Source organism: Citrobacter tructae (genome assembly GCF_004684345.1).
Classification (GTDB): domain Bacteria; phylum Pseudomonadota; class Gammaproteobacteria; order Enterobacterales; family Enterobacteriaceae; genus Citrobacter; species Citrobacter tructae.
On the sequence record NZ_CP038469.1, the window covers coordinates 3,744,733 to 3,763,589 of the forward strand.

Sequence of the window (18,857 nt, forward strand, 5' to 3'; positions counted from 1 at the left end):
TCATCCCCGCTCCTCCTCCCTGCCTAATCCTCACCAGGATGAGGAAGGTCAACAATGAGCCTGGCAAACTAGCGATAACGTTGTTTATTACCTAAGGATCTGGAACCTCTATGTCACAGCCAACCTTCAACAAAGATCACTTTCAGGCGGCCCTGACACGTCAGTGGCAGCGCTTTGGTTTACTGTCGGCTCATGAAATGACCTCACATCAGTGGTGGCAGGCCGTGAGTGGGGCGTTGGCTGAATTACTCAGCGCCCAGCCTGCGGTGAAACCGGCAAAAAATCAGCGTCATGTTAACTACATTTCGATGGAGTTTTTGATTGGCCGTCTGACCGGCAACAACTTGCTCAACCTGGGCTGGTATCAGGGGGTGAGCGATGAGCTTAAAGCGCACGACATCAATCTGACCGACCTGCTGGAAGAAGAAACCGATCCGGCGCTGGGTAACGGTGGACTGGGACGCCTGGCGGCATGCTTCCTCGACTCGATGGCAACGGTGGGTCAATCCGCGACGGGCTATGGCCTGAATTACCAGTATGGTTTGTTCCGTCAGTCGTTTGTCGACGGTCAACAGATGGAAGCTCCGGACGACTGGCATCGTGGCAGCTATCCATGGTTCCGTCACAACGAAGCGTTGGATGTGCAGGTCGGTATTGGCGGTAAAGTCAGCAAAGAAGGCCACTGGGAGCCTGGATTTATCATTACCGGTCAGGCCTGGGATTTGCCTGTTCTCGGCTACCGCAACGGCGTGGCGCAACCACTGCGTCTGTGGCAGGCCAGCCATGCGCATCCGTTTAACCTGACCAAATTCAACGATGGTGATTTCCTGCGCGCAGAGCAGCAGGGGATCGACGCCGAAAAACTGACCAAAGTGCTGTACCCGAATGACAACCACACGGCGGGGAAAAAACTGCGCCTGATGCAGCAGTACTTCCAGTGCGCCTGCTCCGTGGCCGACATTCTGCGCCGTCACCATCTGGCGGGGTGCAAACTGCATGAGCTTGCTGATTTCGAAGTCATTCAACTGAACGATACTCACCCGACCATCGCGATCCCTGAACTGCTACGTGTATTGATTGACGAGCACCAGATGAGCTGGGATGACGCGTGGGCCATTACCAGCAAGACCTTCGCCTACACCAACCATACGCTGATGCCGGAAGCGCTGGAGTGTTGGGATGAGAAGCTGATCAAAGCGCTGTTGCCGCGACACATGCAAATCATCAAAGAGATTAACGACCGCTTTAAGAAACTGGTCGATAAAACCTGGCCGGGCGATGCTGCCGTCTGGGCGAAGCTGGCGGTGGTGCACAACAAGCAGGTGCGCATGGCCAACATGTGTGTAGTTAGCGGTTTCGCTGTTAACGGCGTGGCGGCGCTGCACTCCGAGCTGGTGGTGAAGGATCTGTTCCCGGAATATCACCAGTTGTGGCCGAACAAATTCCATAACGTCACCAACGGGATTACCCCGCGTCGCTGGATCAAACAGTGCAACCCAGCGCTTGCCGCGCTGCTGGATAAATCGCTGAAAAAAGAGTGGGCCAACGACCTCGACCAACTGATTAATCTGGAAAAATACGCCGACGACGCCAAATTCCGCCAGCAGTACCGTGACATCAAGCTGGCAAACAAACAGCGTCTGGTGGCATATATTAAAGCGCGTACCGGTATTGAGATAACAACCGACGCTATCTTTGATATTCAGATCAAACGTCTGCATGAGTACAAACGTCAGCACCTGAATCTGCTGCATATTCTGGCGTTGTACAAAGAAATTCGCGAGAACCCGCAGGCCGATCGCGTGCCGCGCGTATTCCTGTTTGGCGCGAAAGCCGCTCCGGGTTACTACCTGGCGAAAAATATCATCTTCGCTATCAACAAGGTGGCGGAAACCATCAATAACGACCCGAAAGTGGGGGACAAGTTGAAAGTCGTCTTCCTGCCGGATTATTGCGTCTCGGCGGCGGAAATGTTGATCCCGGCGGCGGATATTTCTGAGCAGATCTCGACTGCAGGGAAAGAGGCTTCCGGCACCGGGAATATGAAGCTGGCGCTGAACGGTGCGTTAACCGTCGGTACGCTGGATGGCGCTAACGTCGAAATCGCCGAGAAGGTGGGTGACGAAAATATCTTTATCTTTGGTCATACCGTGGAAGAGGTCAAAGCGCTGAAAGCGAAAGGCTATGACCCGGTGAAATGGCGTAAGAAAGACAAAGTGCTGGATGCTGTTCTGAAAGAGCTGGAAAGTGGGAAATACAGCGGCGGTGACAAACACGCCTTTGACCAGATGCTGCACAGTATCGGTAAGCAGGGTGGTGATCCGTATCTGGTGATGGCCGATTTCGCAGCCTACGTTGAAGCCCAGAAGCAGGTTGATGTGTTGTACCGTGACCAGGAAGCCTGGACCCGGGCGGCGATTCTGAATACCGCACGTTGCGGCATGTTCAGTTCGGATCGCTCCATCCGCGATTATCAGGCTCGTATCTGGCAGGCGAAACGCTAAGGAATCGCGATGGAAAGCAAACGTCTGGATAATGCCGCGCTGGCGGCGGGGATTAGCCCCAATTATATCAATGCCCACGGTAAACCGCAGTCTATTGGCGCCGAAACCAAGCGGCGTTTGCTTGACGCCATGCATCGCACCACCGCCGCCACTCAGGTGGCGGTGACCCCGGTGCCGAATGTCATGGTTTATACTGCGGGCAAAAAAATGCCGCTGGCAGTTGAAGGCAGCGGCGAATTTCACTGGCTGCTGACTACCGAAGAGGGCGTTCAGCACAAAGGGCACGCCACTGGCGGTAAATCTTTTCACCTGCCGGCGAAGCTGCCGGAAGGGTATCACACGTTGACTCTGACTCAGGGCGAGCAGCGTACTTATTGCCGCATCATTATCGCGCCGAAGCGCTGTTATGAACCGCAGGCGCTGTTAGCCGGGCAGAAGCTGTGGGGAGCCTGCGTGCAGCTTTATACCCTGCGTTCAGAAAAAAACTGGGGGATTGGCGACTTTGGCGATCTGAAGGCGATGCTGCCGGAAGTCGCGAAACGCGGCGGTGCGTTTATCGGCCTCAACCCGATTCATGCGCTGTATCCGGCTAACCCGGAGAGCGCCAGCCCGTACAGCCCGTCTTCACGCCGCTGGCTGAACGTGATTTATATTGATGTAAACGCAGTAGACGATTTCCGTCTGAGTAAAGAAGCACAGGCCTGGTGGCAGAAACCCGCGACGCAGCAAGTTCTGCAACGCGCGCGGGATGCCGAGTGGGTTGATTATTCTGCCGTTACCACGCTGAAGATGACCGCGCTGCATATGGCGTGGAAAAGCTTCTCTGCCCGCGATGATGAACAGATGGCGGCATTCCGTCAGTTTGTAGCTCAGGAAGGTGACAGTCTGTACTGGCAGGCGGCGTTTGATGCGCTGCATGCGCACCAGGTGAAAGAAGACACATTGCGCTGGGGCTGGCCGGTGTGGCCGGAAGCCTTCCAGTCGGTGGACTCGCCGGCAGTGAAACAGTTTTGCGCAGAGCACCGCGATGAGGTGGATTTCTACCTGTGGTTACAGTGGCTGGCATATACCCAGTTTGCTGCCTGCTGGGAAACCAGTCAGGGCTTTGCGATGCCTATCGGGCTGTACCGCGACCTGGCGGTTGGCGTGGCAGAGGGGGGGGCGGAAACCTGGTGTGACCGTGAGCTTTACTGCCTGAAAGCGTCCGTTGGCGCACCGCCGGATATTCTCGGGCCGCTCGGGCAAAATTGGGGCCTGCCGCCGATGGATCCGCATATTATCACCGCACGCGCTTACGAACCGTTTATCGAGTTGCTGCGTGCCAATATGCAGAATTGTGGCGCGCTGCGTATCGACCACGTGATGTCGATGCTGCGTCTGTGGTGGATCCCTTACGGCGAAACTGCTGACCAAGGTGCCTACGTGCATTATCCAGTTGACGATCTGCTTTCTATTCTGGCGCTGGAAAGTAAACGTCATCACTGCATGGTGATTGGTGAAGATCTGGGCACCGTGCCGGTAGAGATCGTCAGCAAGCTGCGCGACAGCGGCGTGTACTCCTACAAAGTGCTCTATTTTGAGAATGACCATGAGAAGAACTTCCGCGCGCCGCAGGCGTACCCGGAACAATCAATGGCAGTCGCGGCGACGCATGACCTTCCTACGCTTAAAGGCTATTGGGACAGCGGCGACCTGACGCTCGGCAAAACTCTGGGCCTGTACCCTGACGAAGTTGTGCTGCGTGGCTTATATCAGGAGCGTGAGCTGGCGAAGCAGGGGCTGCTAAATGCACTGCATAAATACGGCTGCCTGCCGAAACGTACCGGACACAAGGCGTCGCTGATGTCGATGACGCCGATTCTCAACCGCGGGATGCAGCGCTACATTGCCGACAGCAACAGCGCGCTGCTGGGCCTGCAGCCGGAAGACTGGCTGGATATGGCGGAACCGGTCAACATTCCGGGTACCAGCGACCAGTACAAAAACTGGCGACGTAAGCTGACGACCACTCTTGAGACGATGTTTGCCGATGATGGGGTGAACAAGTTGATTAAGGATTTGGATAAACGTAGAAGGGCAGTTGTGAAGAAGAAATAAAGAAATCAAGCCGGGTAGGCGCTAGCGCCACCCGGCTTTTTTACATCAGATTGCCATATTTAACAGTAGGCACCCTACCAGGCCGCATACCGAAATAATGGTTTCCAGCATTGACCACGACTTGATGGTCTCGCCGATGGTCAGGTTGAAGTATTCCTTGAACAGCCAGAAGCCTGGATCGTTCACGTGGGAGAAGATGACGGAACCGGAACCTACCGCAATAACCATCAGTTCAGGGCTAACGCCGGTCGTCGCAATCAGCGGAGCCACAATCCCACCAGCGGTGATGGCTGCCACAGTAGCAGAACCCAGCGCGATACGCAGTACGGCGGCAATTGACCATGCCATCAACAGCGGAGAGACGTTGGTTTCATGCATCATGGAGGCGATGTATTTGTCTACGCCGCTATCTACCAGTACCTGCTTGAATGCACCGCCACCGCCGATAATCAGCAGCATCATCGCGATGATTTTGATTGAGGAAACCAGCGTGTCGTTAATCTGATCCATCGAACGTCCACGGTTCAGACCAAACGTGAACATCGCAATCAGAACGGCAATAAGCGTTGCCATGACCGGGTCACCGAGGAATTCTGCAACCGGCAGGAAGGCGTGTCCTTTCGGCAGGATCATCTCTGCGATAGCACGCATCGCCATCAGCACCACTGGAACCAGAGAGGTCCAGACGCTGACGCCAAAGCCCGGCATCTCTTCTTCTGTGAAGGTTTTTGCGCTGTACAGACCTTCTGGGATTGGCTTATCGATACCCTTCAGGAAACGTGCATACACTGGACCGGCGAGAATGACGGTCGGGATCGCCAGAATCGTACCAAACAGCAGGGTTTTACCCATATCTGCGTGGAAAATGGTCGCAATGGCGGTCGGACCCGGGTGCGGCGGTAAGAAGCCGTGGGTAACAGACAGCGCGGCGGCCATCGGTACACCCACATACAGCAGCGGGATGTTCGCGGCAGCAGCGATGGTGAATACCAGCGGCAGCATCAGGACGAAGCCCACTTCGTAGAACAGCGCAAAGCCTACGGTGAAACCGGTTAATACCACCGCCCACTGGATGTGCTTTTTGCCAAATTTAGCAATCAGCGTGGTCGCAATACGTTGCGCACCGCCGCAATCTGCCAGCATTTTGCCCAACATGGCACCAAAGCCCATAATCAGGGCGAGGCTGCCAAGGGTTCCGCCGACGCCGGCTTTAATAGAACCGATGACTTTATCCAGTGGCATCCCTTGCATCAATCCGACAGCAAGCGCCACCAGGACGAGAGCGATGAAGCCGTTCATTTTGAAACGGATCATCAGGAGGAGTAACAAGATTACACCGATAGCAACGATGACTAATGGCATGATTTACCTGGCCTTTACTTTGTTATGGGTAACGTCAGTGTTTAGATGACAAATTCCGATTGTCCCGACCGGGAACAGAGTTAGTACGGCACCAATGCTGATTGCCTTCAAAACGACTTAGTTTAGCTGGCTGTTATGGGTGCCCTTGGTGCTTGTGTGGATGATACGGGTAACATGTGGTGGTTGAAAATCACCTGGGCAGGCAAAATTTAAATTATGAGATGCAGGTCAAATTATAAAGGGGGATGTTGCAAGGTACGTGCGGGGGAATGTCGACCCGGTGAACAAAATGCCACCGGGCAAATACAAACGGGGCTCAGTAGTAAGAGTGCTCGCCACGTTGGTGTTCGGTTAAATCGCGAACGCCTTTCAGTTCCGGGAATTCACCCAGCAGCTGTTTCTCGATGCCTTCTTTCAGCGTGACATCAACCATTGAACAGCCGTTACAGCCGCCGCCAAACTGCAGAATGGCGTAGCCTTCGTCGGTGATTTCCATCAGGGTGACACGACCACCGTGACCGGCCAGCTGCGGGTTAATCTGCGACTGCAGCATGTACTCCACGCGTTCCATCAGCGGTGCATCATCAGACACTTTACGCATTTTCGCGTTAGGTGCTTTCAACGTCAGCTGGGAGCCTAACTGGTCAGTAACGAAATCGATTTCAGCATCTTCCAGGTACGGTGCACTCAGTTCATCAACATACGCGGTCAGCAGGGAAAATTTGATGGCGGTGTCGGTTGCTTCCACGGCGTCCGGCGGGCAATAAGAAACGCCGCATTCAGCGTTAGGCGTGCCGGGATTAATCACAAATACGCGGATTTGTGTCCCTTCTTCCTGATTTGCCAGCAGTTTGGCAAAGTGCGCTTGTGCAGCATCGGAAATATGGATCATAGTAATGGCCTAATAGTTGACTATTTTACTTGGTTATAATACGCCCATCATCGAGGCTCTACAAGGTTCGACACAGGCACCATACCTGGACAGTCGCCGCGCCGTTGCGCAAAAGCAGCTGCGCGATTTCCGCGACGGTACTTCCGGTAGTGACGACATCATCCACAACAACCATATGGAGTCCCTGTACCGGCAATTCAAGGCGAAAAGCATTTTTCAGGTTACGTTTGCGTAATCGGGCGCTGAGATGGTGCTGTGTAGCGGTGGGTCGAATCCGCGTGATGGACTGGCCGTCCCAGTCGCAGCCCAGCCAGTGCGCCAATGGGCGACACAGTAAATCACTTTGGTTAAATCCTCTGCGCCAATGGCGGCGTTGCCAGAGCGGGACGCTGATGAGTCTGTCTGGCAAAGGAAACCCACTGGAGCGACGAGCCTGCAATGCATCCAGTAACAGCAGGCGCGAGAGTGCGGTGGCTATTTCACTGCGCCGGGAAAACTTGAGCTGGTGGATAAGTCCGCTCAGTGGCGGAGCGTAGTCGCTGACCGTGACCAGCCGCTGCCACGGCGGCGGTTTTTGCAGGCAGCGTCCGCAGGGAATGCTGTGGTGGGCCGCGGGCAGTCCGCACTGAGGGCACAGACAGACATGATGGCGTGTTGCCCGTGTACACACAGAACAGATCCCCCAATGCCCGAGCATTAACGGCATTCGGCATAGCCAGCACAATCCTGGTACTGTTAGCATAGGTTCATCCTTGTTGGTCAAAAGAGAACATTAACTGATGAATGACATCTGGTGGCAGACCCGTGGCTCGGGAAATTGCCATCTTGTGCTGCTGCACGGATGGGGACTGAATGCGGAAGTCTGGCATTGCATAAGTGAGGAACTTAGCTCGCATTTCACGCTGCACCTGGTCGATTTGCCGGGATTTGGGCGCAGCCAGGGGTTTGGCGCGATGCAGTTGGAAGAAATGGCGGAGCGCGTTTTGCAGCAGGCCCCCGAGAGCGCGGTTTGGCTGGGCTGGAGTCTGGGTGGGCTGGTGGCGAGTCAGGTGGCGTTAACGCATCCTGAGCGCGTTCAGGCACTGGTTACCGTCGCATCTTCGCCGTGCTTTAGCGCTCGCGATGAGTGGCCGGGCATTAAGCCTGAAGTGTTGGCGGGCTTCCAGCAACAGCTTAGTGAAGATTTCCAGCGGACGGTGGAACGTTTCCTGGCGCTGCAAACCATGGGTACGGAAACGGCGCGTCAGGATGCGCGAGCGCTGAAGAAAACGGTGCTGGCATTACCGATGCCGGAAGTCGAGGTGCTCAATGGCGGACTGGAGATCCTGAAAACTGTCGATCTGCGGGAGCAACTGTGCTCCGTGAACATGCCTTTCCTGCGGTTGTACGGTTATCTTGATGGGCTGGTGCCGCGTAAAGTGGTGCCGCTGCTGGATGAGCTGTGGCCGCAGAGTGAGTCGTTGGTCTTTGCCAAAGCCGCACATGCGCCATTTATTTCGCATCCTGCTGAATTCTGTGCCGCGCTGGTGGCGTTGAAGCAGCAGTTGTAATTGTCGTATCTGAAGTGCCGGATGGCGGTATGAACGCCTTATCCGGCAAATAGCAATAATTAACGCAAAGCCCACCATTCGCGCAGGCAGGCTTTGCCTTCCGGGCAACTTTTGCAGCTTCCAGAAAGACACCCGTCGGCATCTTCCTGAATACGCACGGCTTTACCCATCTTTTCTAACTGATTCAGCATGGCGTCAATCATCGGCTGCGGGGTGTGCAGCGTATGGCTGATTTGCGTCGCCTCCATACGCCCCCGCAGAGCCAGTAAATCACGAACCTGAATAAGCGATGCCATCGTTTACAGCCCTAGTGGCAATCGCCGGTGGTGCTGGCACAGCAGGCGCTCGCCGTTTTATTGGTTGCCAGCAGTTCAACATTTACCCGACTGCGGGCGCGGCGCAGCATTCCCAGTAACACGATGTTAAACAGGATAACGGCTAAAATGCACACCAGGCTGTAGGTCGGGTGCTCTTTGTAGCTGACGGTCTGGTAAAACAGTGTCGACAGCGAGTAGGCGATATTCAGACCCCACAGAACGGAGAAGCCCATCCAGCCACGGCTGGATTCACGCGCGATAGCCCCCATCACCGAAATGCACGGTACATACAGTAGCACGAAAATCAGGTAGCTGTACGCGGCGGCAGCGCTGCCGAATTTCGCGCCCATCACGCCCATTGCGCCGGTTGCCATCTCACCATCGCCTTTGCTGGCTTCGATAGGGTTAGCCAGAACGCTCAGGCTGAAGGTATCTTTCAGGCTCTGCCAGGTTTCATCTACTGCGCCAAGCAGTTCGTCGCCGAGGTGGAAATCTGCCGGATTGAATTCTTCTTCCTGAATATTTTCAGCGGTATAAAGGGTGTTCAGCGTACCAACAACCACTTCTTTCGCCATCGCACCAGTGAACAGACCCACGGTGGCCTGCCAGTTATCTTCGTGTACGCCGATCGGTTTAAACACCGGGGTAATGACGCGGCTGACGGAGGCCAGGGCTGAGTCGTTAATGTTGTCGACGATTTTTCCGCTCAGGGAGAAACTGTTAAATGCGCTGAGGAAAATACTGACGATGATGATGACTTTACCAGCACGCAGGACAAAGCCTTTCAGGCGTTGCCAGGTCTGAATGACCAGGCTTTTAACGTGCGGCACGTGGTAAACCGGCAGTTCCATCACGAACGGTGTGGCTTCGCCACGCATGATGGTGTGCTTGAGCATCAGGCCAGTCAGTACCGCCATGACGATACCCAGTACGTACAGCGAGAAGACCGCCAGTGCGCCGTTTTGACCAAAGAATGCCGCGGCAAACACGGCGAAAATCGCCAGACGTGCGCCACATGACATAAACGGCGCCATCATGATGGTCATCAGACGTTCACGCGGGGCGTCCAGCGTGCGTGCGCCCATTACCGATGGGACGTTACAGCCAAAGCCGACAATCAACGGCACAAACGATTTGCCCGGTAATCCCAGCGCCTGCATCAGACGGTCCATCACAAACGCGGCACGCGCCATATAGCCGGAGTCTTCGAGGAAGGAGAGGAAGAGATACATCATGCCGATTTGCGGCACCAGCGGCAGCACGGTGTTAATCCCGCCGCCAAGGCCTTGTGCCAGGAAGATAGTTAACCAGTCCGGGAAGTGCAGGGTGTAGCCAATCCACTGAATACCATGGATAAAGATCGCGACAGACCCAACGTCAAACAGCGGCTGCAGTGCGCCACCGATGTTAATGGCGAGCAGGAACATCAGGTACATCACGAACAGGAAAATCGGCAGGCCGAGGAAGCGATTAAGGACGACCTTATCGACTGCGGTGGTGAAGCGGCTTGGCTCCGCGGTCAGGGTGTTGCTGACGGTATCGCAGATAGCGGCAATACACTGATAGCGCGCATCGGCAATATGCAGCGCTGGATCGTCCATTGTCTCGCTCAGACGTGCAATGGCAGCATCGAGATTTTGCGCCGCATCACCTGAGTAGGCGCGGCTGTAGATATCGCCTTCCAGCATCTGCAGGCCGAGCCAGCGACGCTGTTTCAGCGGCATCTCTTTGGACATCGCGTCTGCCAGAGACTCGGCTTCACGCAGTAGCGGCTGGGCATAATGTACCAGCTCGACGGTGTCGTTTTCTTTGTAGCGATCGATTGCCAGCTTCAGCGCTTCAATACCGCGACCGCGGGTAGAGACCAGCGGAACCACTGGGCAGCCAAGACGGGCGGAAAGGGCGTCGATCTCAATACGGACTTGCTGCTTCTCAGCAATGTCCAGCATGTTCAGTGCGACGATGCAGGGGATGCCCAGCTCAAGCAGTTGCAGCGTCAGATAGAGGTTGCGCTCGAGGTTTGAGGCATCGACCACGTTGATCAGCAGGTCAGCGTCGCCGCTTAAGATATAGTGACAGGCAATTTGCTCATCGAGAGAGGTCTGCGATGAGATCGTCGTCAGGGAATAGGTGCCGGGTAAATCGACCAGTGTGACCTGATGGTCCGTGGTTGAGAAATGACCTTCTTTACGCTCGACGGTAACGCCAGCCCAGTTACCCACACGCTGACGCGCGCCGGTGAGTTGGTTGAATAAGGTTGTCTTGCCGGAATTAGGATTACCAATTAAACCAATGGTTAGTTTTTTCATTTTTATAGACTCACTGTATTAACAGGAAACCGCTTCCACTTCTAATAACGCCAGATCTTTTTTCCGCAGCACCAGGCTTACTCGGCGTGTTTCAATATGAATAGGATCGCCTAACGGGGCGACGCGAACCACATTGAACGATGAGCCTGGTAGCATGCCGAGCGATAAAAGCTTCTGACGGTACGCCGGGCTGATTTCACGAGAAAAACCGGTAATTTTCCACGCAGTGTCTGGAGTGAATTGCATAGGGACCTACTTATATCTCGCTAACTGGATGATTACCTCATGGGGCGACAGGGCGGCATGAGACCAGATGATTAGCCAACGTAAGGAAAGAGTAAATAACCAACAAATCAATGATAATGAGAATGGTTTCTATCTTCAATAGAATAAGTGTGACGGAATGTACAATTGGATAATAATTTGAGCCAATTTTGATATTCCTCAATATTTATTCTGGTTGGGAACGAAGGATTCGCGGAAGTAATTATTGGGGATCTTAATGTTTAATTAAGGTTTCATCTGTTAATGAAGTGATAAATATAAGGTGGCAGAGAGAAGATAATATATGAAATATGCCGGACAGGGAGTTTACACCACAATCCGGCACACGGTTTAAACTTAGCGTTTTTTACCCATTGCAGCTGCCAGCGCATCCATCATCGCGCTGTTACCGGCTGACTGCTGCGCTTCACGACCACGAGGTTTCGCAGCTTTCGGTGCCGGGCGGGTACCCTGCACACGCTCGTTACTGCCGCCGCCACGACGGGCATTGGTTTCACCCGGCTGTTCGTCTAGACGCATGGTCAGGGCGATACGCTTACGCGGCAGATCAACCTCCAGCACTTTTACCTTTACGATGTCGCCCGCTTTCACCACAGTGTGTGGATCTTCGACGAACTTGTTCGACAATGAAGAGATATGCACCAGACCGTCCTGATGAACGCCGATATCAACAAACGCGCCGAAATTGGTGACGTTGGTGACTGCGCCTTCCAGAATCATCCCCGGCAGCAGATCGTTCATGGTTTCTACGCCATCAGCAAACTGTGCCGTTTTAAATTCAGGACGCGGGTCGCGACCCGGTTTTTCCAGCTCTTTGATGATGTCGGTGACGGTCGGCACCCCGAAACGCTCGTCGGTAAAGTCAGAGGCTTTTAGATTGCGCAATTCGGAGCTGTTGCCCATCAGGTCGCGCAGCGACTGCTCGGTGGCGGCCAGAATACGTTCCACAATCGGATAGGCTTCAGGGTGAACCGTTGAGGCATCAAGCGGGTTATCGCCGTGGTTGATGCGCAGGAAGCCCGCGCACTGCTCAAAGGCTTTGGGCCCCAGACGACTGACTTTTAGCAACTGCTGACGGTTCTGGAACTGACCGTTCTCATCGCGCCAGGCGACAATGTTCTGTGCCATCATGCGGGTCAAACCGGCCACGCGAGTCAGCAGAGGAACGGAAGCGGTATTCAGATCAACGCCGACGGCGTTTACACAGTCTTCCACCACCGCATCCAGTTTACGGGCAAGCTGAGTCTGGCTAACGTCGTGCTGATACTGGCCGACACCGATCGATTTCGGGTCGATTTTTACCAGCTCGGCCAGTGGATCCTGCAGACGACGGGCGATAGATACCGCACCGCGCAGTGAAACGTCGAGATCCGGGAACTCCAGCGCCGCCAGCTCGGAAGCGGAGTACACCGACGCACCGGCTTCGCTGACGATCACTTTTTGTGCGGTGACGTTCGGGAACTGCTTCTGCACGTCGAGGAAGAAACGCTCGGTTTCACGCGATGCCGTACCGTTGCCAATCGCCACCAGCTCAACGTTGTATTTTTCGCACAGCGCGGCAACCGCAACGGCGGCTTTGGCGGCCTGGCCGGTGTGCGGATAAATGGTATCGGTAGCGACCAGCTTGCCGGTACCGTCAACCACCGCCACTTTTACACCGGTACGCAGACCCGGATCGAGACCCATAGTGGCACGCAGCCCGGCTGGGGCAGCCATCAGCAGGTCGTGCAGATTGCGGGCAAAGACGTTAATGGCCTCATCTTCCGCACGTTCGCGCACGGTGCCCATCAGTTCAGTTTCAAGGTGCATCAGTACCTTGATGCGCCATGTCCAGCTGACAACGCCTTTACGCCAGCTGTCTGCTGGCGCGTTGTTCAGATGCAGGCCCAGATGATCGCGGATTATCTGCTCGCCATGGCTCTCTTTTGGCGGCTCATCGAACTGTGGATCGGCATTCAGAGAAAGCTGCAGCACACCTTCGTTACGCCCGCGAAACATCGCCAGCGCGCGGTGAGAAGGAACGGTGGAGATCGGCTCATGGTGATCGAAGTAATCGCGGAATTTTGCGCCTTCTTCTTCTTTCCCGCTCACCACAGTGGAGACCAGATGGGCATTTTTCCACAGGTAGTCACGGACTTTTGCCAGCAGGGCGGCATCTTCGGCAAAACGCTCCATCAGGATGTAGCGCGCGCCGTCGAGAGCGGCTTTGGTATCCGCCACGCCGTTTTCGGTATTGAGATATTTTGCGGCTTCGGTTTCCGGGTCGTGGGAGGGTTCGTTCCACAGCAGATCAGCCAGAGGCTCAAGGCCTGCTTCAATGGCGATTTGCCCACGGGTACGGCGTTTAGGTTTGTACGGCAGGTAGAGGTCTTCGAGTTCGGTCTTACTTAACGTGCCGTTGATTGCTTTCGCCAGGTCGTCGGTCAGTTTGCCTTGCTCGCCGATAGATTTGAGGATCGCCTGGCGGCGGTCTTCCAGTTCCCGCAGATATCCCAGACGGGTCTCCAGATTACGCAGCTGCGTGTCATCCAGACCGCCAGTGATTTCCTTACGATAACGTGCGATAAACGGCACGGTGTTCCCTTCATCAAGCAGGCGAACGGCAGCTTCTACCTGTTCAGCACGAGCCTGAATTTCACCTGCGATAATGCGGCAGAAAGAATCATTCATCATGGATAGCTTCGTCTTTAGGATAAAAATCAGGGGATAGTTATACGGATTGACTGGCAAAAATGCCAGTCATCAGCAGGGGCTTCAGATTGTTCCGTCTTATTTAACGTACTCAATCTCGTTCACATACCAACTTGCTTCGCCAGCAGGGGTGTTCACCACTGCGAGATCGCCGACCTCTTTTTTCAGCAAGGCGCGCGCCATCGGCGAGTCGATAGAGATGTAATCCTTACGGCCAAAGATTTCATCGTAGCCGACAATGCGAAATTTGCGGATGTCACCATCATCATTTTCAATTTCGACCCATGCACCAAAGAACACTTTGCCTTCCTGTTGCGGGGAGTAATCGACTATTTTCAGATTCTCCATGCATTTGGTCAAATAACGGACACGCCTGTCGATCTCACGCAGGCGCTTTTTATTATACTGGTAGTCGGCATTTTCGCTGCGGTCGCCCAGACTTGCGGCCCAGGTAACCTTCTTGGTGACTTCCGGGCGCTCTTCACGCCAGAGATAATTCAGCTCTTGTTTGAGTTTTTCATACCCTTCACGGGTTATCAGGGGCGTTTTCATCTTATTGTTTTACCTTGATTCTGTGATGATGCGCACAATTAGTATTACGTGAGCATATCAACAGAATAAATAATGTATTGCGAGAAACATTGTATACTTAAGCTGCTGTTTAATATGCTTTGTAACAATTTAGCCTGGAATTCATACCAGAATTTGCTGGTTACTCAGGTGAGCTTTCTTAAGAATACACACTTACAATTGTTGCGAACCTTTGGGAGTAATAACAATGCAAGAGAACTATAAGATTCTGGTGGTCGATGACGACATGCGCCTGCGCGCGCTTCTGGAACGTTATCTGACCGAGCAGGGCTTCCAGGTTCGAAGCGTCGCAAACGCTGAGCAGATGGATCGTCTGCTGACCCGTGAATCCTTCCACCTTATGGTACTGGATTTAATGCTGCCAGGTGAAGATGGTCTGTCGATTTGCCGCCGCCTGCGTAGCCAGAGCAACCCGATGCCAATCATTATGGTGACGGCGAAGGGTGAAGAGGTTGACCGTATTGTCGGGCTGGAAATCGGCGCTGACGATTACATTCCGAAACCGTTTAACCCACGTGAACTGCTGGCGCGTATTCGTGCCGTACTGCGCCGCCAGGCGAACGAACTGCCGGGCGCGCCTTCTCAGGAAGAAGCGGTTATTGCTTTCGGTAAGTTCAAGCTGAATCTCGGCACCCGTGAAATGTTCCGTGAAGATGAGCCTATGCCGCTGACAAGTGGTGAATTTGCGGTGCTGAAAGCGCTGGTCAGCCACCCGCGTGAACCGCTGTCCCGCGATAAGCTGATGAACCTGGCCCGTGGCCGCGAGTACTCCGCGATGGAACGTTCCATTGACGTGCAGATTTCCCGTCTGCGTCGTATGGTGGAAGAAGATCCGGCACATCCGCGCTACATTCAGACCGTATGGGGTCTGGGTTACGTCTTTGTCCCGGACGGTTCTAAAGCATGAGGCGAATGCGCTTCTCGCCACGAAGTTCGTTTGCTCGCACGTTATTGCTCATCGTCACCTTGCTGTTTGCCAGCCTGGTGACGACTTATCTGGTGGTGCTGAACTTCGCGATCCTGCCGAGCCTCCAGCAGTTTAATAAGGTCCTGGCCTACGAAGTTCGTATGCTGATGACCGATAAACTGCAACTGGAGGACGGTACACAGCTGGTTGTGCCTCCCGCATTCCGCCGGGAAATTTACCGTGAGCTGGGAATTTCCCTCTATTCCAACGAAGCCGCTGAAGAAGCTGGACTGCGTTGGGCGCAACACTATGAATTCTTAAGCCATCAGATGGCGCAGCAGCTCGGTGGCCCGACGGAAGTTCGCGTTGAGGTTAACAAAAGCTCGCCGGTCGTGTGGCTGAAAACCTGGCTGTCTCCGAACATTTGGGTTCGCGTTCCTCTCACTGAAATTCATCAGGGCGATTTCTCGCCGCTGTTCCGCTATACGTTGGCGATCATGCTGCTGGCTATAGGCGGCGCGTGGCTGTTTATTCGTATCCAGAACCGACCCTTGGTGGATCTGGAACATGCGGCGTTACAGGTGGGTAAAGGCATTATTCCGCCGCCGCTGCGCGAATATGGCGCCTCTGAGGTGCGATCGGTGACCCGTGCCTTCAACCATATGGCGGCGGGCGTGAAGCAACTGGCCGATGACCGAACGCTGCTGATGGCCGGAGTGAGCCACGATTTACGTACGCCACTGACGCGTATTCGTCTGGCGACAGAGATGATGAGCGAACAGGATGGCTACCTTGCGGAGTCCATCAATAAGGACATCGAAGAGTGTAATGCCATTATCGAACAGTTTATCGACTACCTGCGTACCGGTCAGGAAATGCCGATGGAGATGGCGGATCTGAACTCGGTGTTAGGTGAAGTGGTTGCCGCAGAAAGCGGTTACGAACGTGAAATTGATACTGCGCTGCAGCCTGGGCTCATTCAGGTGAAGATGCATCCGCTGTCGATCAAACGTGCGGTCGCCAATATGGTGGTTAACGCTGCTCGTTACGGTAATGGTTGGATTAAGGTTAGTAGCGGCACAGAACCGCATCGTGCCTGGTTCCAGGTGGAGGATGATGGTCCGGGCATCAAGCCGGAGCAGCGTAAGCACCTGTTCCAGCCGTTTGTTCGCGGCGACAGCGCCCGCAGTACCAGCGGTACTGGTCTGGGTCTGGCGATTGTGCAGCGTATCATCGATAACCATAACGGTATGCTGGAAATTGGCACCAGCGAACGCGGTGGGCTGTCGATCCGTGCCTGGCTTCCGGTTCCGGTCTCCCGCGTACCGGGTACAACTAAAGACGTTTAAAAAAAGGGAGGCACAATGCCTCCCTTTTTGTTGCTGTTGCTTAACTACCTGATTCGGCAATATTCGTTACAGCTTCGGACCGGCACTAACCAATGCTGCACCCGCTGGTGTATCAGTGTACTTCTCGAAGTTCTCGATAAACAGTTTCGCCAGCGCATTGGCTTTTTCCTGCCATTGCTCCGGTGATGCGTAGGTATTACGCGGATCGAGAATGCGAGTATCCACGCCCGGCAGTTCAGTTGGGATCGCCAGGTTAAACATCGGCAGACTGAACGTTTCTGCGTTATCCAGAGAACCGTTCAGGATGGCGTCGATAATGGCACGGGTATCTTTAATGGAGATACGTTTGCCGGTACCGTTCCAGCCGGTGTTGACCAGATAGGCCTGTGCGCCAGCAGCCTGCATGCGTTTCACCAGCACTTCAGCGTACTGCGTCGGGTGCAGCGACAGGAAGGCTGCGCCGAAGCAGGCAGAGAACGTCGGGGTCGGTTCAGTCACGCCGCGCTCAGTCCCGGCCAGTTTGGCGGTGAAGCCAGACAGGAAGTGGTACTGAGTTTGATCTGCCGTCAGACGAGATACCGGTGGCAGAACGCCAAAGGCGTCGGCGGTCAGGAAGATAACCTTCGTTGCATGGCCCGCTTTTGACACTGGCTTAACGATATTATCGATGTGATAAATCGGGTAGGAAACGCGGGTGTTCTCGGTTTTGGAACCGTCATCGAAATCGATGGAACCATCTTCGCGTACGGTGACGTTTTCCAGCAGTGCGTCACGGCGAATTGCATTGTAGATTTCCGGCTCTGCATCTTTAGACAGCTTGATAGTCTTCGCATAGCAGCCGCCTTCAAAGTTGAACACACCATCGTCGTCCCAACCGTGCTCATCATCGCCAATCAGGCGACGTTTCGGATCGGTAGACAACGTGGTTTTACCGGTGCCGGACAGGCCAAAGAAGACTGCCACGTCGCCTTTTTCGCCGACGTTTGCCGAGCAGTGCATGGAAGCAATGCCTTTCAGCGGCAGCAGGTAGTTCATGACGGAGAACATCCCTTTTTTCATCTCGCCGCCGTACCAGGTCCCGCCAATTAACTGAATGCGTTCAGTCAGGTTGAAAGCCACAAAGTTCTCAGAGTTGAGTCCCTGTTCTTTCCACTGCGGGTTGGTGCATTTTGCGCCGTTCATCACGATAAAATCAGGTTTAAAATCAACCAGTTCTTCATCGCTCGGACGGATGAACATATTTTTAACGAAATGCGCCTGCCAAGCGACTTCGGTAATAAAGCGCACAGAAAGACGGGTGTCGGCGTTCGCGCCGCAGAATGCATCAACAATAAACAGACGTTTGCCTGAGAGTTGCTGGGTGACTAATCCTTTCAGGTGCTGCCAGGTTTCCTGGGAGAGCGGTTTGTTGTCGTTCTTACCTTTACCTTTGTCGGACCACCAGAGCGTATCACGCGTGGTGTCGTCGCGGACAATGTACTTATCCTTTGGCGAACGCCCGGTAAAGATACCGGTATCAACAGCAACGGCGCCCAGATTCGTTAATACGCCGCGCTCGTAACCTTCCAGGTTTGGATCAAGTTCTTCTTGATAAAGCAGATCGTAGCTTGGATTGTAAACGATATCCTGAACGTCATTGATACCATAAGCCTCGAGATCTTGCGGGGTTAAACTGTTGTTCACACGCATTTCACTGCTCCTTAGCCAATATGTATTACCTGGAATAGTAAGGTTTTTTAGGGATTGCTAACCGCGACAAGGCTCATAGATTTACGCATCCGGCAAAATCACAGATAACTGAATACGCTGCGACTCCTGTCACAAAGAGGCAGATATTATGGCAGGAAACCCTTTTTTGTTGTGGAAAATGTTCTTAAAACGTTAATGGAGAGTATATTTGGCGGGAATATTGTGAGTGTAATCGCATTCATGTAGGAAAATAACGTAATTCAAACATTCACAATATCGATTCACTTCGCGTAGTCGTTGTCTGAAAACGGCCT

At 54.0% G+C, this 18,857-nt stretch carries 14 protein-coding genes; 5 read left to right on the forward strand and 9 right to left on the reverse strand.

Annotation, left to right across the window (positions count from 1 at the left end):
- Nucleotides 1–110 precede the first annotated feature (110 nt).
- Together malP and malQ are read left to right on the forward strand one after the other, a co-directional pair.
- Entirely contained in the window at nucleotides 111–2,504 is a 2,394-nt protein-coding gene (malP, locus tag E4Z61_RS18535; protein WP_135324036.1) for a maltodextrin phosphorylase, read from the forward strand.
- Nucleotides 2,505–2,513: 9 nt separating this feature from the next.
- Complete coding sequence (malQ, locus tag E4Z61_RS18540) at nucleotides 2,514–4,601, forward strand: 4-alpha-glucanotransferase (RefSeq protein WP_135324037.1); 2,088 nt, start codon at nucleotides 2,514–2,516, stop codon at nucleotides 4,599–4,601.
- A gap of 45 nt (nucleotides 4,602–4,646) precedes the next feature.
- On the opposite strand, the gene gntT is transcribed toward malQ, so the two are convergent.
- From gntT to gntX, 3 genes are all read right to left on the reverse strand, one after another.
- A complete protein-coding gene (gene gntT / locus E4Z61_RS18545; protein WP_045448464.1) occupies nucleotides 4,647–5,963 on the reverse strand; it encodes a gluconate transporter in 1,317 nt (438 codons plus the stop codon).
- Nucleotides 5,964–6,279: 316 nt separating this feature from the next.
- A complete protein-coding gene (gene nfuA / locus E4Z61_RS18550; RefSeq protein ID WP_045448462.1) occupies nucleotides 6,280–6,855 on the reverse strand; it encodes a Fe-S biogenesis protein NfuA in 576 nt (191 codons plus the stop codon).
- Between the two features lie 58 nt (nucleotides 6,856–6,913).
- Nucleotides 6,914–7,597 (reverse strand): DNA utilization protein GntX, encoded by a 684-nt coding sequence (gntX, locus tag E4Z61_RS18555; RefSeq protein WP_135324038.1) that lies wholly within the window; start codon nucleotides 7,595–7,597, stop codon nucleotides 6,914–6,916.
- A 37-nt stretch (nucleotides 7,598–7,634) separates the two neighbouring features.
- Between gntX and bioH the strand changes: the two genes are divergently transcribed.
- Nucleotides 7,635–8,405, forward strand: coding sequence for a pimeloyl-ACP methyl ester esterase BioH (gene bioH / locus E4Z61_RS18560; protein WP_135324039.1), 771 nt, complete (start codon nucleotides 7,635–7,637; stop codon nucleotides 8,403–8,405).
- Between the two features lie 59 nt (nucleotides 8,406–8,464).
- On the opposite strand, the gene feoC is transcribed toward bioH, so the two are convergent.
- The 5 genes from feoC to greB all read right to left on the reverse strand — a co-directional run bounded on the left by feoC (nucleotide 8,465) and on the right by greB (nucleotide 14,559).
- Entirely contained in the window at nucleotides 8,465–8,701 is a 237-nt protein-coding gene (gene feoC / locus E4Z61_RS18565; protein ID WP_003023516.1) for a [Fe-S]-dependent transcriptional repressor FeoC, read from the reverse strand.
- Nucleotides 8,702–8,712: 11 nt separating this feature from the next.
- Nucleotides 8,713–11,031, reverse strand: a complete 2,319-nt coding sequence (feoB, locus tag E4Z61_RS18570; protein ID WP_135324040.1) for a Fe(2+) transporter permease subunit FeoB — start codon at nucleotides 11,029–11,031, stop codon at nucleotides 8,713–8,715.
- A gap of 18 nt (nucleotides 11,032–11,049) precedes the next feature.
- Nucleotides 11,050–11,277, reverse strand: a complete 228-nt coding sequence (feoA, locus tag E4Z61_RS18575) for a ferrous iron transporter A (RefSeq protein ID WP_045448450.1) — start codon at nucleotides 11,275–11,277, stop codon at nucleotides 11,050–11,052.
- Nucleotides 11,278–11,652: 375 nt separating this feature from the next.
- On the reverse strand, nucleotides 11,653–13,989 hold the full coding sequence (locus tag E4Z61_RS18580; RefSeq protein WP_135324041.1) for a Tex family protein: 2,337 nt from the start codon (nucleotides 13,987–13,989) through the stop codon (nucleotides 11,653–11,655).
- Nucleotides 13,990–14,085: 96 nt separating this feature from the next.
- On the reverse strand, nucleotides 14,086–14,559 hold the full coding sequence (greB, locus tag E4Z61_RS18585; RefSeq protein WP_005121627.1) for a transcription elongation factor GreB: 474 nt from the start codon (nucleotides 14,557–14,559) through the stop codon (nucleotides 14,086–14,088).
- Between the two features lie 226 nt (nucleotides 14,560–14,785).
- Between greB and ompR the strand changes: the two genes are divergently transcribed.
- Together ompR and envZ are read left to right on the forward strand one after the other, a co-directional pair.
- Complete coding sequence (gene ompR / locus E4Z61_RS18590; protein WP_001157751.1) at nucleotides 14,786–15,505, forward strand: osmolarity response regulator transcription factor OmpR; 720 nt, start codon at nucleotides 14,786–14,788, stop codon at nucleotides 15,503–15,505.
- Nucleotides 15,502–16,854 (forward strand): two-component system sensor histidine kinase EnvZ, encoded by a 1,353-nt coding sequence (gene envZ, locus E4Z61_RS18595; RefSeq protein WP_135324042.1) that lies wholly within the window; start codon nucleotides 15,502–15,504, stop codon nucleotides 16,852–16,854. Before ompR ends, envZ begins: the two co-directional genes overlap by 4 nt.
- A 66-nt stretch (nucleotides 16,855–16,920) precedes the next feature.
- Here envZ and pckA read toward each other — a convergent pair whose 3' ends face one another.
- A complete protein-coding gene (gene pckA, locus E4Z61_RS18600; RefSeq protein ID WP_135324043.1) occupies nucleotides 16,921–18,543 on the reverse strand; it encodes a phosphoenolpyruvate carboxykinase (ATP) in 1,623 nt (540 codons plus the stop codon).
- Nucleotides 18,544–18,857: the final 314 nt, after the last annotated feature.

What these genes read in the sequence shown, in the direction of transcription:
- envZ (WP_135324042.1), top strand. Translation starts at nt 15,502, where the DNA reads ATGAGGCGAATGCGCTTCTCGCCACGAAGTTCGTTTGCTCGCACGTTA.
- greB (WP_005121627.1), bottom strand. Translation starts at nt 14,559, where the DNA reads ATGAAAACGCCCCTGATAACCCGTGAAGGGTATGAAAAACTCAAACAA.
- gntT (WP_045448464.1), bottom strand. Translation starts at nt 5,963, where the DNA reads ATGCCATTAGTCATCGTTGCTATCGGTGTAATCTTGTTACTCCTCCTG.
- nfuA (WP_045448462.1), bottom strand. Translation starts at nt 6,855, where the DNA reads ATGATCCATATTTCCGATGCTGCACAAGCGCACTTTGCCAAACTGCTG.
- bioH (WP_135324039.1), top strand. Translation starts at nt 7,635, where the DNA reads ATGAATGACATCTGGTGGCAGACCCGTGGCTCGGGAAATTGCCATCTT.
- feoA (WP_045448450.1), bottom strand. Translation starts at nt 11,277, where the DNA reads ATGCAATTCACTCCAGACACTGCGTGGAAAATTACCGGTTTTTCTCGT.
- feoC (WP_003023516.1), bottom strand. Translation starts at nt 8,701, where the DNA reads ATGGCATCGCTTATTCAGGTTCGTGATTTACTGGCTCTGCGGGGGCGT.
- feoB (WP_135324040.1), bottom strand. Translation starts at nt 11,031, where the DNA reads ATGAAAAAACTAACCATTGGTTTAATTGGTAATCCTAATTCCGGCAAG.
- malP (WP_135324036.1), top strand. Translation starts at nt 111, where the DNA reads ATGTCACAGCCAACCTTCAACAAAGATCACTTTCAGGCGGCCCTGACA.
- ompR (WP_001157751.1), top strand. Translation starts at nt 14,786, where the DNA reads ATGCAAGAGAACTATAAGATTCTGGTGGTCGATGACGACATGCGCCTG.
- E4Z61_RS18580 (WP_135324041.1), bottom strand. Translation starts at nt 13,989, where the DNA reads ATGATGAATGATTCTTTCTGCCGCATTATCGCAGGTGAAATTCAGGCT.
- gntX (WP_135324038.1), bottom strand. Translation starts at nt 7,597, where the DNA reads ATGCTAACAGTACCAGGATTGTGCTGGCTATGCCGAATGCCGTTAATG.
- pckA (WP_135324043.1), bottom strand. Translation starts at nt 18,543, where the DNA reads ATGCGTGTGAACAACAGTTTAACCCCGCAAGATCTCGAGGCTTATGGT.
- malQ (WP_135324037.1), top strand. Translation starts at nt 2,514, where the DNA reads ATGGAAAGCAAACGTCTGGATAATGCCGCGCTGGCGGCGGGGATTAGC.